Genomic DNA, 14,550 nt, shown 5'->3' with positions numbered 1-14,550 from the left:
AACCCGCCAGCATGACGTTTAAGCTTAACCATGAACCCAGTTGGATAAATAAGATTTCTGTTCCTCACTTAAATCATCAATTTGGAGACCTAATGCTTCAAGTTTAAGACAAGCAACACGTAGATCTGCTTCATGAGGGACGGGATACACTTTTACGGGCAAGGGTTCAGCTTGTGTTGCTAAAGCATACAAAGACAGAGCCTGGAGAGCAAATGTCATGTCCATAACTTCTGCAGGATGACCATCCCCAGCCGCCAGGTTCACAAGCCGTCCTTCAGCAAGCAAGAAAAGCTTTCTCCCATCAGCGAGTTTAAACTCCTCAATATTTGGGCGAACAATACGGGTCTCGCTAGCTAACGCCTTCAAATCATCTTTGTTAACTTCAACATCAAAATGACCAGCATTAGCAAGGATCGCGCCATTCTTCATGACCTCAAAGTGCTCACCGCGAATAACATCTTTATCTCCAGTCACTGTGACAAAGAAATCTCCTCGAGTTGCGGCTTCGATCATTGGCATAACTTGAAAGCCATCCATCCAAGCCTCATTAGCCTTAATAGCGTCCACTTCGCAAACAATAACACGAGCGCCAAGACCTTTGGCCCGCATAGCTACACCTTTACCGCACCAGCCATACCCCGCTACGACGACAGTTTTACCCGCAACGACGAGATTGGTAGTTCTCATAATGCCATCCCAAACTGACTGACCCGTGCCATAACGATTATCAAACAAATATTTCATTTGAGCATCATTGACTGCAATCATTGGGAATCCAAGTTCTCCATTTTGTTCCATCGCTTTGAGTCGAAGAATACCCGTCGTGGTTTCCTCAGCTCCACCTTTGACCTGAGAAATGAGTTCTCTTCTTTCCCGATGGATAGTTGAAACAAGATCTCCGCCATCATCAATGATGTAATCCGGTTTAAAATCTAGCGCTTGATGAATATGTTGATGGTATTCCTCCGCCGTTGCTCCATGCCATGCATGAGCCCCAATTCCTCCCTTAACTAAGGCAGCAACAACATCATCCTGAGTAGATAGAGGGTTACTGGCAACTACCGTAACTTCTGCACCCCCGGCTTGAATGACTTTAGCTAAGTAAGCTGTTTTAGCCTCTAAATGTAAGCAAACAACGACTCTTTTTCCTTTAAAGGGAAGTTCCTGTTCAAATTCTTTACGTAATTGATTTAAAACCGGCATATGCCCTTGAACCCATTCAATTTTAAGTTGACCTTGAGGCGCTAAATCGATATTTCGTATGGTTGATTCTAACACTACTGACAAAGCCATTTCACCTCACTTCTTATTTCTCCGCTTTGGGAAAAAAGGACCTGCGTCAAAACGCAAGCCCTAACTGTTCAATTTTCCGTTTCTCCTTACTGAGCTGCATCCTCAGACTTAGCATGAGTATTATCTTTAGCCACTTCTTCAAGCATTTTCTTGACAATCTTATCAAAGTTATCGGTTTGATAATCTTCAATTTTACCAAGATCAGACATGCTGGAGAGTACAGGATCAATAGGCAACTGTCCTAAATACGGGATTTCATTCTTACTCGCTTCTTCTTCACCCTTAGGTGCACCGAAAATCTCAATTTTCGTATTACAGTCTGGGCAAGAGACGTAAGCCATATTTTCAACTAATCCGTAGAAAGTTGTCTCATACTTTTTAGCCATTTTAATCGCTTTCCGAACGATCATACCCGCCAATTGCTGAGGACTTGTAACCATAACTACCCCATTAACAGGAAGACTTTGGAAGATTGTAATCGGGACATCTCCTGTCCCTGGGGGCAGGTCAATTAATAAATAATCAAGTTCTCCCCACACCACATCCGTCCAAAATTGTTGAACTAATTGAGTAATAATTGAACCTCTCCAGATAACTGGATCGTCCTCATTCTCAAGCATTAAGTTCAAGGACATCACTTTAATCCCGCCCTTACTTACAGGGGCAGTCACGCCAATTTTATTAACATTGGCCTTTTCCGTAATTCCAAAGATTTTAGGAATGCTCGGTCCGGTTATATCCGCATCCAAGATGCCGACTTTATAACCTTGCCGCATTAAACTTACGGCTAACATACTCGTCACCGACGATTTTCCGACTCCACCTTTACCACTCATAACCGCAATTATTTTACCAATCTTGCTGGCTTTTTGCGCTTCAGTTAATTGAGGTTCAGTGGAACAACTACCGGTTGTACAGCTTCCAGCAGCTGAACATGAACTACACGCTTCACTCATTGTTCATCCATCCTTTCTTCCAGGCACATATTCCCCCAAGGGGTATCTGCACATTAATATTCGTCCATCTTATATCGTTTGTCAAGGTTCTCTCAAACTTTCCTGAAATTATTCCTCAAGAACTTTTTCCAAACGATCTACCAACCCCTTAAAGACTTCCAAGGCCTCTTTCACGGGACCCGGCGTTTCCATATCTACCCCTGCTTTGCGCAAAAGTTCAATCGGATAATCTGAGCTTCCACTCGAGAGAAAAGATAGATAACGTTTTACTGCCGGTTCACCTTCTTGAAGAATTTTACGAGCAAGGGCAGTTGCTGCAGAGAAACCTGTTGCATATTTATAAACATAGAACGAATTATAGAAATGCGGGATTCTTGTCCATTCTAAAGCAATCTCCGAATCAGAAACCACGTCTGGACCGTAATACTCCTGATTCAATTTCAGGTATTGTTGCGACAAGAGATCTGCCGTCAACGCTTCGCCATGCTCTACCCAAGCATGGGTATTCTGTTCAAACTCAGCAAACATCGTTTGCCTAAAGATCGTCCCCCTGAATTGTTCTAAGTAATGATTGAGCAGATAAGCGAGCACCTTAGGATCTTCTGTCGTCTTTAGGAGATGTTCCATAACAAGAGCTTCATTTAAAGTTGAAGCAACCTCAGCGACAAATATTTTATAACCGGCATAAAGATGCGGTTGAGTTTGATTTGATAAATAGGTATGCAGGGAATGTCCCATCTCATGAGCGATGGTAAACATGGAATCTAATGTATCCTGATGGTTTAGTAAAACATAGGGATGAGAGCGATACGTTCCCCAAGAATAGGCTCCACTCGTTTTACCCTGATTCTCATAAATATCGACCCAATGCGAATCAAACCCTTCATTCAATATCTTGAGATAGATTTCTCCCAAGGGTTTAAGGCCTTCACGAACCATTTTCAGTGCTTCTGGATAAGGAATCTCCATTTTTACCTCTGGGACGATCGGAACGTATATATCGTACATATGAAGTTCATCAAGTCCCAGCATTTTTTTACGGAGACGCATATAACGATACATTTCCGGTAGATATTCACGAACCGTCTTAATTAAAGCATCATACACAGTGAGCGGAACCCGATCATCATCCAAAGATGATTCAATTGCCGAGGGATACTTTCGAACTTTAGCAAAAAAAGCATCTGCTTTGACATTGGCATTTGTGGTCGCCGCCCACGTATTGATTTGCTTTTGATAGGTGTGATACAGCGTTTCAAAAGCCTCTTTTCGAACGATGCGGTCAGAGCTTTCCATAAATTGCGAGTAATTTCCTTTAGTTAGCTCGACTTCTTGCCCTTTCTCATCCTTAATTGATGGGAATTTGAGATCGGCATTATTAGCCATTCCAAAAATCATACTCGGCGCTTCTGCCATTTCGCCTGCTTCTGCTAATATCTTTTCTTCAGCTGTACTTAAAACATGTTGCCGTTTGCGCAAAATGTCTTCTAAAGCATGATCGTAAATTTCTAACTTAGGGTTAGTCTTGCTAAATTCCGCTAGCCTTTTCTCCGGAATCGCCAATAGTTCAGGAACCACGAAGGCTAATGCACTACCCAACTTAACTGAGAGTGCTCCTGCCCGGTCGGTCATTCCCTGATAGAGAGCTTCTCGGTTATCCTCATCTCGTCTCATGCGGGCATATGTATAGATTTCTTCTAGATCTGATCCAACTCCATCCATCCATTCAAAACAAGCGATTAACTGGTCCGCACTCCCTCCTAATTTACCCTGAAATTGAGAGGCTTGTTCCAGGCTTTTTTCCACTTTCACGAATTCCTCTTCCCACGCTTGATCACTAGGAAAAATATCTTCAAGACGCCATTTGTATTCATCAGGAATTTCCGATCTGGATTTCAATTTTGCATGTTCCACAGATAACCCTCCTTAAAATGTTTTCTGAATTATTATACACAGGAGCAGGAAAATTTAGCAATTTATTCGTCTGTACTCCTCCATTTCGTATAAGGTTTTTGTCCAAGATTGACATTGAAATATTGCGAATCCTGCGTAATTTCTCGTTGAGCATTGATCCAGCGTGGAAATTTTATATTATAATCAAAACTCGGCAATTCCACATCTGCAGTAATTAGCCCTAAATTTTCTCTTTGATAGACATCAATTTCCCACACTAGTCCTAGGTAAGGATGACGATAGCGAACCTTTTCAATGCTTGGGAAAAGGGCTAACTCAAACAGCTGTTCCTGCTCAGCCAAGCTCACTTCACGTTTAATCGTTTCAAATTCGAAGCGACTTCCATCCTTCTGTAAATTTTTAATAGTAATAATCACATCCTGCTCGATAACACGAAAGCGGATAGACGGCTGCATAGATATATATCCCTGAATCATTCTCGTTCCATCTTCTAAGCGAGGAAGTAACTCCTGGTGCACTAAATATTTGCGTTCTATCTCAATCGCCATACGTTCACTCCTTTTATAGAAAAAAATATATAAATATATATAAATATATAAAGTGAAACAGGCAGCGTACGTACCACTGCCTGTTTCTGCCACCTCGTCCACCTATCTCCCAGGAAGGTTCCCCAACCTTCCAATCATTATTTTAGCGTGTCGATCCTAATTCTGCAAGTTCATTCTTATTGTTCGAAGAAAATTATAAAAATTCCTTCCCTATTCAAAATTTTCCTGATATAATCATTTAAAATCTTGCGTGTTAATAACGATGAATGAGAGTATACGTAACCCAGACCCTCAGGGAACCTAGGCCATAGACTGAAAGCCTTGGTGCTTACTGGAACGGAAATTCACTCAGGAGTTGCGTTCTTGAACGTGTAGTAGGGAACGCCGGATACCCCCGTTATCAGGTATTCCTAATTAGTCAGGAGATTCAAGTGGTCGGTTCATTATATTGAACTGGCAATGAGGGTGGTACCACGAGGCTTAGCTCGTCCCTTTAGGGCGCTAAGCCTTTTTCTATTATCTTATCATATATAGTCAGCTTAGGAGGTTTAAATATGAGCAGCATTGGTTTTCTTGGTCCCAAGGGAAGTTTTTCAGAAGAGGCCCTTCAACTTTTTATGTCTCAACAGGAAGACTGGAAGGAAAATCGTCCTGATCCCATCCCCTTCAGTACAATCCCCAAACTTCTTTCCGCTTGTGATCGCCACGAAATTGATTATGGCTTTGTTCCGCTTGAAAACTCGACGGAAGGGCAAGTGGGAGCCACAATGGATACGTTAGGGCAAACTGAAAATATTTATATATTTAAGGAGTTCATTCACCCCATTGAGCAATGTTTATTAACTCCCAAGCCCTTGGAGTTGAGCCAAATTGAACGGGTGTATTCCCATGAACAAGCTCTCGGGCAATGTCGAGATTTCTTAGAAACGCATCTTCCTCAGGCCGAACAAATCGTTTCTCTCAGTACTGCCCAAGCTGCTCAGAAAGTCTCTTCTACTCAAGAAAACTGGGCGGCTATTGGAACTCACCGAGCTGCCGAACTATATTCGCTTCATTGTCAAGAAGAGCGAATCCAGGATGCCATGCTTAATGCAACCCGGTTTATCTTCGTTACCCATTCTTTAGCAGAAATGAGTCCTGAAATGAGTGCAGAAGATAAGACTTCCTTACTCATTATCGCCCCCAACGTCGCCGGCTCTCTATCCCAGATTCTTTTGGAATTTGCAACTCGCAACATCAACATGAGCCGAATTGAGTCTCGTCCCTCTAAAAAGAAATTAGGAGAATACGTTTTTTTCATTGATATTGATGGTTACGTTTTTTCCCCCATCATTCAAGAAGCCCTATGGTCACTCCGTGAAAAAAATGTCTCGACTAAGCTTTTAGGCTCCTACCCAAAGGCACTTCCTCCCGCACTAACTTCCCCATGCTCTTGATGTTTGACAAAGCATTTATAGAGCTGAGTAAAAACAAGGAAGTGAACATCACTTCCTTGTTTAATAAATATGAAATTCATCAGTTGATTTTAGAGAAAAAGTTGTCTCAGCAAATGAGGAATCTCTGAGGGAGTTGTTTTCTCCACTTTTCGAACTGTCTTTTTTTCCAACCCTTGAAGCCCCATCGGAATAGTCCAACCCGTTAGAGCACTGAGTTGTGCCAGGTTTTCCCACTCATTTTCGGTGATTTGTTCTGATATGATACTTTGGAGAACGGTCCCCGCAAATTTAAAGGGGCTGGCTGTTGAAGCAATAATCGTATAAGTAGAATCTCCCGTACACTCCATATACTTTTGATAAACTCTTACTGCAACAGCTGTATGTGGATCCAAGACATAAGACTGTTCAGTATAAACCTTCTGAATCATGTCTTTTACCTCAGCTTCGCTCGCCCAACCAGCTTTAACATAATCTCTGGCCTTAGCTAAGGTCTGAAGATCGACTCCAAATTTTCCTTTAGATTGAAGTTCTCCAAACCAAGTTTTTACTTTTTCTTCATCCCGATTACTCATTTCATAAAGAAAACGTTCAAAATTACTGGAAATGAGAATATCCATCGAAGGGGAGGATGTTAAATAGAACGGCCGTTGCCGGTCATAGACTCCAGTTTGGAAAAACTCCGTAAGAACGTTATTCTGATTCGAAGCGCAAATTAATTCCTTAATCGGTAACCCCATCTCTTTAGCATAATAGGCAGCTAAGATGTTACCGAAATTTCCGGTAGGTACAACGACATTTATAAATTCTCCAGCTTTTATTTGCGCCTTAGCGACGGCCTGAGCATAAGCCCAAAAATAATATACGATTTGCGGCAAAAGTCGTCCCCAATTAATGGAGTTTGCTGAAGAAAAAGTATATTTTCCTTTTAGAAAATCACCTTTAATCTCTTTTGAGCCGAAGATTTCCTTCACTTTCGACTGACACTCATCAAAGTTCCCTTTAACAGCGATAATGTAGGTGTTTTCACCTTCAGTCGTCGTCATCTGACGCTCTTGAACAGCGCTTACTCCATTCTCAGGATAGAAAACCGCAATCTCAATCCCTGGAACATTCCGAAAGCCTTCTAAAGCCGCTTTACCTGTATCTCCTGAGGTCGCCACTAAAATCAAGACCTTATTAAATTGAGCAATAGACTGGATACTCTCTTTCAATAAATGGGGAAGAACTTGTAAAGCCATATCCTTAAAGGCCGAAGTTGGGCCATGCCATAATTCCAAAACACCCATATTCCCAACTTGCACCAAAGGGGCTGGATTTTCGGAACTGAAAAGCTCAGAACGATAGACATTGACGGCTTGATCTAAAGTACGATCTGAAAATTCAGGAAGATAAAGTTTAAGTATACTTCGGGCTAAATCTGGGTAGTTTAAAGTTTCGAGCTCTCTCCAATCAATTTCAGGAATATGTTTCGGAACGAATAACCCTCCGTTTGGAACCATTCCTAGGGCAATGACTTCTTTTCCGGATCGTTCCGGTGAATTTCCTCTCGTACTTATATACACGCGTTTCCCTCCTAGCCATAATAATTTAATGTTATTCGCCCCCAAGAGACACTTATCCTTCTATAAGATACAATTATACAGTATAACTCACTTATTCGTTAATCATTTCTTATCTAAGGAGGAGTTATTCATGAACCTTCTTGAAAGTTCTCATCGTCAGTACCGTCAGACCCTGATTTTGGGGCTTATCTATAGCTGCGAAGAACTATTTCCTCAAGAACAGTTAAAAATTGCTTACTCGATTTCAGATGGCATCTATTGTGAATTTGAAAATTCTCTTGTATCGGTTCGTGAGGTCAATCACATTGAAGAACATCTTAAGACCTGGGTCAAATCAGATCAATCCTTAGCATTCCAATTAGAAGGAGATAGTTTTTTCCATTGTAAAGTCAATGAGAAAAAGATAAAATCCCTTTTTCCTCCCCTCCCCCGGAGCGGTCCAATCTATCCTTTCCGTCTTATCCATTATCCTCCGGGATTTATTCTTCTCTTTTCAAACCCGAACCAACCCGAAACTCTCTCCCCCTTCATTCCTCCTGAAAAATTAACAGCGACCTTCCGTGAAACTCAACGTTGGGGTGAGAATCTTCATCTTGCTGAAGTTGAAGATGTTAACCGAATCATTCAAGAACACCACTCTCAAGAATTAATTTGTCTTGCGGAAGCTCTTCATGAAAAGAAAGTTTCCCTCATTGCCGACCGTATTTTAGAGCAACGCAAGAATGTCAGAATTATCCTTATCTCAGGTCCTTCTTCGTCTGGAAAAACGACCTTTGCCCAACGACTTTCAACTCAACTCAGAGTCAACGGCTTACGTCCTGTTGCCTTATCCCTTGATAACTATTTTTGTGATCGCGAAGATACGCCTAAGGATGCAGACGGACACCCTGATTTCGAAGCATTAGAAGCGCTTGATCTCCCCTTGCTTAATCGTCATCTTCAGGCTTTAATTCAAGGAGGAGATATCGAATGTCCAATTTACGACTTTGAAAGCGGAAGGAGAAAGCCATATGTCCAAAAAATGAAACTCTCAGCTGATGAAATTCTTGTTATGGAAGGGATTCACGGCCTCAACCCGCGACTCCTCTCTTCACTTGATCGTAACCATCTTTTTCGCATCTACGTGAGCGCACTTTTTCAACTTAATATTGATTCCTACAATCGAATCCCAACAACCGAGGTCCGCTTAATTCGAAGACTGGTCCGCGATGATAAATTTCGAGGAATTTCTCCCGAAAACACGCTTCTCCAATGGGCAAGCGTCCGACGCGGCGAAAACACAAATATTTTTCCTTATCAGGAGGAAGCGGATGTCATGTTTGATTCTAGCCTACTTTTTGAGTTAAATGCCCTTCGCCCCTATGCTGAACCTTTACTTATTACCGTTCCCCAAGAACATCCTCATTACTCGACTGCCGTCCATTTACTGAGGTTACTCTCTCATTTTAATCCATTAGATATTTCCAAGGTCCCCTTTAACTCTCTTCTACGCGAATTTATTGGTGGGGGAATCTATTCCTATTAAGTCATAAACTACTAAATGAAGAGGTTGTTGCACAATGAACGCTTATTTCACAGTGTAACAACCTCTAGTATTTTTTAATATGACGCTTGCTTATTTCTTCTCACTCGCGAGCTGACCGGCATGAGCATAATTTTCTCTCGGCATATCTCGAATAATAATTGAAATACTTTCCCGCTTTGCTTCTGCTGTTTCCATGAGAACTTCCGTAATTTTTTCAACCATAGCCTTTTTTTGTTCATAAGTACGCCCTTCTAAAAGATCAATTTGTACTATCGGCATCTTAAAACCTCCCTTCAATCTTCCGTTTTAGCGACTTCAATTGAAAAATCATAACCCATTTGTTCCGCCCACACTTTAACCGTTTGAGGATCTCGTATAAGCTCTTCTTTAAACGTTCGAGGGCACTTTTTTACCCCCGCCTCAAGACGAAGCGCTTGACTCCATGAATCAACCAGCCAGGCTCGCATTAATTGGACCGGCGTACGGCTTCGGGTGTATTTGGCGCCCTTACCCATATTATGCTCATGTAGCCTTCGTTTTAGGTCAGTCGTCGAACCTGAATAAAGCGTCTGATCTGCACATCTAACAATATATACCCAGTAACCCATCTTTAATTCCCTCGCGGGAAATCATCCTCCTACTTTACCGAATACGATTTCGCAATTCTCCAATGCCTTCAACCCGAACCACAATTTCGTCTCCTGGTTTCATCGGGCTCACCCCTTCTGGAGTACCCGTCATTATGACATCTCCTGGTAGCAGCGTCATCACTTGGGAGATAAAACTCACCAGCTTAGCAATAGGGTTAAGAAAATATTGTGTATTTGAAGATTGCTTCACTTTGCCATTGAGGATAGCACGGATATCCAAATGACTGGGATCAAGATCGGTTACGATCCATGGCCCAAGTGGGCAGAACGTATCGAAACCCTTCCCTCTTGTCCATTGTCCGTCAATCCGCTGTAGATCACGAGCTGTAACATCATTCCCACAAGTATACCCAAAAATGTAATCATAAGCCTGGTCTTCCTTGATATCTTTTGCCGTTTTACCGATAACCACAGCTAATTCCGCTTCATGATCGACTTGCTGACTCATCGCTGGCGCAACAATTTCTTCCTCCGGCCCAATCACCGATGTGCTTGGTTTAATAAAAATAATAGGGTCTTCAGGCTTACTCCCTCCAAATTCTGCAATGTGCTTGGCGTAGTTTAACCCGATACAGATTACTTTGCTCGGTTGAACCGGAGCTAATAATTGAACTTCCTTTAAACTCAACGTGGTGCCTGTAGGAAGATTCCCTTTTTCAAGGAATGAGCGGTCTATAACAGTTATTATCCCCTCATCCAATATGCCGAACTGAATTTTTTCCTCATAAAAGAATCGTACATATTTCATAATTTCACTCCTTTCGGTCTCTAACAACACAAGGCAAATTAAATTCTTATTCGCCTTTCTTGAACCAATTCCTCTTAACACCTATAACAATTGTACCCATGAGTCTGTGATATAATTAAAGCGTTTGATTCATTTGATTCCACATCCAAAAATAGAGTAAAAAAGGAGGAGCCTTCCTTTGAAAAATAATCAGCAAGCCCCATCCCAAACTATCTTTAAGTTATTAGAAGAAATGTATCCAGATGCTCACTGCGAGCTCAATTTTTCTAATCCATTTCAACTACTCATAGCTACGATTTTGAGTGCCCAGGCCACCGATCGAAAAGTGAACCAAATTACAGAACGTCTTTTTCAACAATACACAACCCCGCAAAAACTTCTTCGACTCACCCAAGAGGAACTCGAACAGAGCATCAAAGAAATTGGGCTCTATCATAATAAAGCCAAAAATATCTTAGCCACCTGCAGAATCTTAGTCGAAAAACATCAGGGAGATGTACCGAGAAACTTTGAGGAATTAACGGAGCTCCCTGGTGTGGGCCGAAAGACGGCAAATGTAGTCCTCAGCAATGCCTTTGGTATCCCCGCTTTAGCCGTAGATACGCATGTATTACGTGTCTCAAACCGTTTGGGTCTTGCCACAGGAAAGAATCCCGATCTCGTCGAGGACCAATTAAAAAGCTTGATTTCTCGGAAAAAGTGGAGTCTTGCGCATCATCTTCTGATTTGGCACGGACGAAGAATGTGCCATGCTAAACGTCCTGAGTGCCTGCTTTGTCCACTTCAACCCTTTTGTTCAGAAGCTCAATCCAAAGCTAGCTCAGCACCTCATCAATAAAGATCGTGCGATGCTCAATCATGTTATATTCTTTTCCCTTACTCGAATTACGCTCCATATCTTCAAAGACACGAACCACCGGGCGAGCTGGCATACTGAGATTCTGATCAACTACCACACCAATCTCTCCTGTGTTAAGGCGAACCATAACACCTGTTGGATAAACCGCTATATTTTTTAAAAATACGCGCACCAACTCTAGAGGGAAAACTTTGCCGGCGAGCCCCATTAAAATTTCACACGCTTCATGGGGCATCACCCTTTTTAAACCACTATTATCCGTTGTTAGCTTATCAAACAGATTGGTTAGCCCTACAATTTGAGCTAAAGGATGAATTTCTGCATCTTTGAGTTGCCTCGGATAACCCGTGCCATTGAGATTTTCATGATGCTGAAAAGCAATATGTGCTACAACTATGCTAAATTCTTTACGTTTTCTTAAATCGTCAAAGCCTAAACTTGTATGCATTTTGAGGCGTTCAAGTTCCTTAGAAGTTAAGTCTTCATTTTTACAGACTAATTCTGGCTCAAGTTGCATTTTGCCAACATCGTGAAGCAAAGCTCCAATCGCTAGTGTTTCCAACTTCTCCTTATCTAAAAGCATCGCCTTACCCAGGACAGTAGAAAGGACACAAACATTGACTGCATGAGCAAACATTTGGTTATCCCGACTCCGAATGTCCATGAGACTCACTAGAATATCTTTTTTAAACATAATTTCTTCAACAATCTTACTAACAATACTTTTTAATTCAAAACCATTCATGTCTTTCCCAAGTCGAACCGCTTGAGAACTTTTCTCGATAAGCTCCATAGCTTCCCATCGTTGTTGCTCCGTAATCACATCTTCTGGCACAACATCATCGAAGCGTTCATCTTCAATATATACAATAGATATTCCCATATCCTTTAATTTACCAATGTATAAGGGGGTTAGTTTGACATCTTTACCGAGAAGAACTCTCCCTTTGCTTGAGTAAATTGTTTTTCCTAAGACGTCGCCGATTTTTAGTGAATTTACGCTGACTTGTCTCACTCGGTTAGCCCCTTCCTAATGTCTTCCCATTACTTCTAATGGTACATCATTTACCTTAGAATTTAAACGTTTCTTTCCTTACTATAAGCTTAAAATCTTAAGTTAATTTTAACCAGATATGAAATGAGCCGCCTACAGGCGGCTCATTTCATATCAAACTCTGGTTTTATCGGATAGCCATCAGGTTCAGCAAGAACGGGGTGTTCCGCATCAGCAACTCCATAAATCTGAATACGAAGCCAATTGCTTCCCATGCGTACATCAAGGTAAACATAACCTCGAGTCGTATTACGAAAACGAAAATCTAATAACCCATAGGCCACAGTGGCATCCTGTCCTTTTGGAACATATGTCACCGGTAAGGAATGAGTATTTCTTTCCAAAACTTGAAGTTGAGCTTGTCGCACCGCATGATAAAGAGTACTAGAATCCTGACAGATTCCGCCCCCATCATCCAAAACAACCTTTTGATCCACAAAAGTGTAGGCTGGCAAGTAGCCTTTTTCTTTATCCCGCTTCCCCACAATCTGATTAAAGGAGAACTCCCCACCTGGCTTAATTAGCTGACCGTCTAATGCTTTAGCCGCTAAAAAAACGTTATTAGTCCTCGGCCCATTTGTTGAATCAAAAAAAGTCGTATAATCTCCTATTTTATCTTTAATTTTCTGCAAGTCTTTTTCATTGGGTGCAATCTCTTGGGAATTTACAACCAGCGGTACAGACTTTGAACCCCCGCTTTGGTTAAGTTTCTCCCAGGAAGCAGGAACATCCATCACAATTGTAGGTGAGCCTTTCTGAATCGTAAAGTGTCCAGTCTGCATCTGAATACTTGCAGGCATTCCTTGCTGATTAATTTGCTGGGCCATATTCTCCAATTGAGGGTATATTTCATTCCTATCTAGGAACTCTGGAGATAATTGTTTGGGCCCCATTCGTTTCAGATTGTTTAAAGCATTAACCCACCAAGAGTTACTTTCAGGGGCAAATTGACTATTTAACCAATCCCGTAAACCCTCTTGAGACTGAGTAACCGTGAGAGGATACATCGAATCTTGATAAGAAACCTCACTGGGCATTTCTCCTTCGAGGCGTTGATACGCTTCTTCCTGATTTAGGCCTGATAAGTCGATCCCCCAAACTTGAAAACCTTGAGGAGCTTTAGCATAGTCCATGCCATAGGTGACTGAGGTGGCCAATGTAATTGAAGTCACAATTTGCAAAAATAAGACCCCAAAAACCACATAAAACTTTCGTTTCTTCATAAGCCTTAATTTTTATGGAGGTATGACGTGATTTCCATGAGTTTGTTGCGTGAAGTAATTTTGCGTATAATCTCATCGCTCATTGGTTCGCCAGTATTAAGGGTTTCTCCATTATCCAAAACGATATTCTTATCTACAGTTTTTCCAATAAAGTACTGCAACTGACGCTGTTCAAAAAGATTAAACTCCGTACTGCTCTCTTGATGAGTTTCTGTAAGAATCTCCTCTGTTAGGAAAGGTACGGTTTCAATTGATTGTGTAATCGATTGAGCTCCATCTGTAACTACCCCCGCCTCACCTACAAGAGTTTCTGTATAAACAACATCAATGATCAGTAGTTCTTTGCCGAAGGTAATAATATCTTGCGCAGCGACTTCTCTGGTATTACCATCAGGAGTTACGAAAATACAAGCTGAAATTTTACCCTTTTCTTCATCAACAAGGTATTCTTGTACTTCTCCGATTAAACTTCCTTTTTTGGTTAAAACTTTTGTTCCAATAACATTTACATCTTGTTTCAAAAGTTCTTGTGCCTCAAGATTTTGAGAAACATCTTGAATGACCTGAGGGTCTGGAATCGTCACAGCAAATTCACCTAATCCGACGATATCATTAAAAGGGATTACCTTGGCTCCAAAATAGTCAGCTGGCTGATCAATGATAAAAAAGTCTAGACTCCCCGTTTTAGGATTTAAAATCAAATCTTTGATAACTCCAACTTGTGTTCCATCTGCTATGCTAATGATTCGCAATCCTTTAATTTCTTTACTTGCTTTCATTAA

14 protein-coding genes and 1 other annotated feature are annotated in these 14,550 nt (G+C 41.4%); of the genes, 3 read left to right on the top strand and 11 right to left on the bottom strand.

Annotation, left to right across the window (positions count from 1 at the left end; all coding sequences use genetic code 11):
• Positions 1-24: 24 nt before the first annotated feature.
• From DESME_RS06005 to DESME_RS05990, 4 genes are all read right to left on the bottom strand, one after another.
• Positions 25-1,293, bottom strand: a complete 1,269-nt coding sequence (locus DESME_RS06005) for an adenosylhomocysteinase (protein ID WP_041483961.1) — start codon at positions 1,291-1,293, stop codon at positions 25-27.
• A gap of 86 nt (positions 1,294-1,379) precedes the next feature.
• Positions 1,380-2,249 carry an Mrp/NBP35 family ATP-binding protein gene (locus DESME_RS06000; RefSeq protein WP_006715623.1) on the bottom strand — a complete coding sequence of 290 codons (870 nt, stop codon included), beginning with the start codon at positions 2,247-2,249 and terminating at the stop codon, positions 1,380-1,382.
• Positions 2,250-2,357: 108 nt separating this feature from the next.
• On the bottom strand, positions 2,358-4,163 hold the full coding sequence (gene pepF / locus DESME_RS05995) for an oligoendopeptidase F (protein WP_006715624.1): 1,806 nt from the start codon (positions 4,161-4,163) through the stop codon (positions 2,358-2,360).
• 62 nt (positions 4,164-4,225) lie between these two features.
• Entirely contained in the window at positions 4,226-4,711 is a 486-nt protein-coding gene (locus tag DESME_RS05990) for a CYTH domain-containing protein (protein ID WP_025248691.1), read from the bottom strand.
• 253 nt (positions 4,712-4,964) lie between these two features.
• Positions 4,965-5,207: a binding site (T-box leader), on the top strand.
• Between the two features lie 58 nt (positions 5,208-5,265).
• Between DESME_RS05990 and pheA the strand changes: the two genes are divergently transcribed.
• The gene (pheA, locus tag DESME_RS05985) at positions 5,266-6,147 is read left to right on the top strand and encodes a prephenate dehydratase (RefSeq protein WP_006715626.1); all 882 of its coding nucleotides are present in this window, start codon (positions 5,266-5,268) and stop codon (positions 6,145-6,147) included.
• 89 nt (positions 6,148-6,236) lie between these two features.
• Here pheA and thrC read toward each other — a convergent pair whose 3' ends face one another.
• Entirely contained in the window at positions 6,237-7,709 is a 1,473-nt protein-coding gene (thrC, locus tag DESME_RS05980) for a threonine synthase (RefSeq protein ID WP_006715628.1), read from the bottom strand.
• Positions 7,710-7,839: 130 nt separating this feature from the next.
• Here thrC and DESME_RS05975 point away from each other — a divergent pair, with 130 nt between their 5' ends.
• Positions 7,840-9,234, top strand: a complete 1,395-nt coding sequence (locus DESME_RS05975) for a uridine kinase family protein (RefSeq protein ID WP_006715629.1) — start codon at positions 7,840-7,842, stop codon at positions 9,232-9,234.
• 90 nt (positions 9,235-9,324) lie between these two features.
• Here DESME_RS05975 and DESME_RS05970 read toward each other — a convergent pair whose 3' ends face one another.
• Genes DESME_RS05970 through DESME_RS05960 form a run of 3 tightly spaced genes read right to left on the bottom strand, consistent with a single transcriptional unit; the run spans position 9,325 to position 10,632 of the window.
• Positions 9,325-9,513: a 4-oxalocrotonate tautomerase gene (locus DESME_RS05970; protein ID WP_006715630.1), complete on the bottom strand. Its 189-nt coding sequence runs from the start codon at positions 9,511-9,513 to the stop codon at positions 9,325-9,327.
• 14 nt (positions 9,514-9,527) lie between these two features.
• Entirely contained in the window at positions 9,528-9,842 is a 315-nt protein-coding gene (locus tag DESME_RS05965; protein ID WP_006715631.1) for a GIY-YIG nuclease family protein, read from the bottom strand.
• A 34-nt stretch (positions 9,843-9,876) separates the two neighbouring features.
• Complete coding sequence (locus DESME_RS05960) at positions 9,877-10,632, bottom strand: fumarylacetoacetate hydrolase family protein (RefSeq protein WP_006715632.1); 756 nt, start codon at positions 10,630-10,632, stop codon at positions 9,877-9,879.
• Between the two features lie 178 nt (positions 10,633-10,810).
• On the opposite strand from DESME_RS05960, the gene nth reads away from it, so the two are divergent.
• Positions 10,811-11,470 (top strand): endonuclease III, encoded by a 660-nt coding sequence (nth, locus tag DESME_RS05955; RefSeq protein WP_006715633.1) that lies wholly within the window; start codon positions 10,811-10,813, stop codon positions 11,468-11,470.
• On the opposite strand, the gene DESME_RS05950 is transcribed toward nth, so the two are convergent.
• The 3 genes from DESME_RS05950 to DESME_RS05940 all read right to left on the bottom strand — a co-directional run bounded on the left by DESME_RS05950 (position 11,448) and on the right by DESME_RS05940 (position 14,547).
• Positions 11,448-12,506, bottom strand: a complete 1,059-nt coding sequence (locus DESME_RS05950) for an HD-GYP domain-containing protein (RefSeq protein WP_006715634.1) — start codon at positions 12,504-12,506, stop codon at positions 11,448-11,450. The genes nth and DESME_RS05950 overlap by 23 nt on opposite strands.
• Positions 12,507-12,649: 143 nt before the next feature.
• Positions 12,650-13,768, bottom strand: a complete 1,119-nt coding sequence (locus DESME_RS05945) for a VanW family protein (RefSeq protein WP_006715635.1) — start codon at positions 13,766-13,768, stop codon at positions 12,650-12,652.
• Between the two features lie 5 nt (positions 13,769-13,773).
• Complete coding sequence (locus DESME_RS05940) at positions 13,774-14,547, bottom strand: PRC-barrel domain-containing protein (protein WP_006715636.1); 774 nt, start codon at positions 14,545-14,547, stop codon at positions 13,774-13,776.
• Positions 14,548-14,550 lie beyond the last annotated feature (3 nt).

The sequence above is a fragment of the Desulfitobacterium metallireducens DSM 15288 genome (assembly GCF_000231405.2).
Lineage (GTDB): Bacteria > Bacillota > Desulfitobacteriia > Desulfitobacteriales > Desulfitobacteriaceae > Desulfitobacterium_A > Desulfitobacterium_A metallireducens.
The sequence above is the reverse complement of the archived record's forward strand: the minus strand, read 5'-3'. Positions and strand labels throughout refer to the sequence as shown.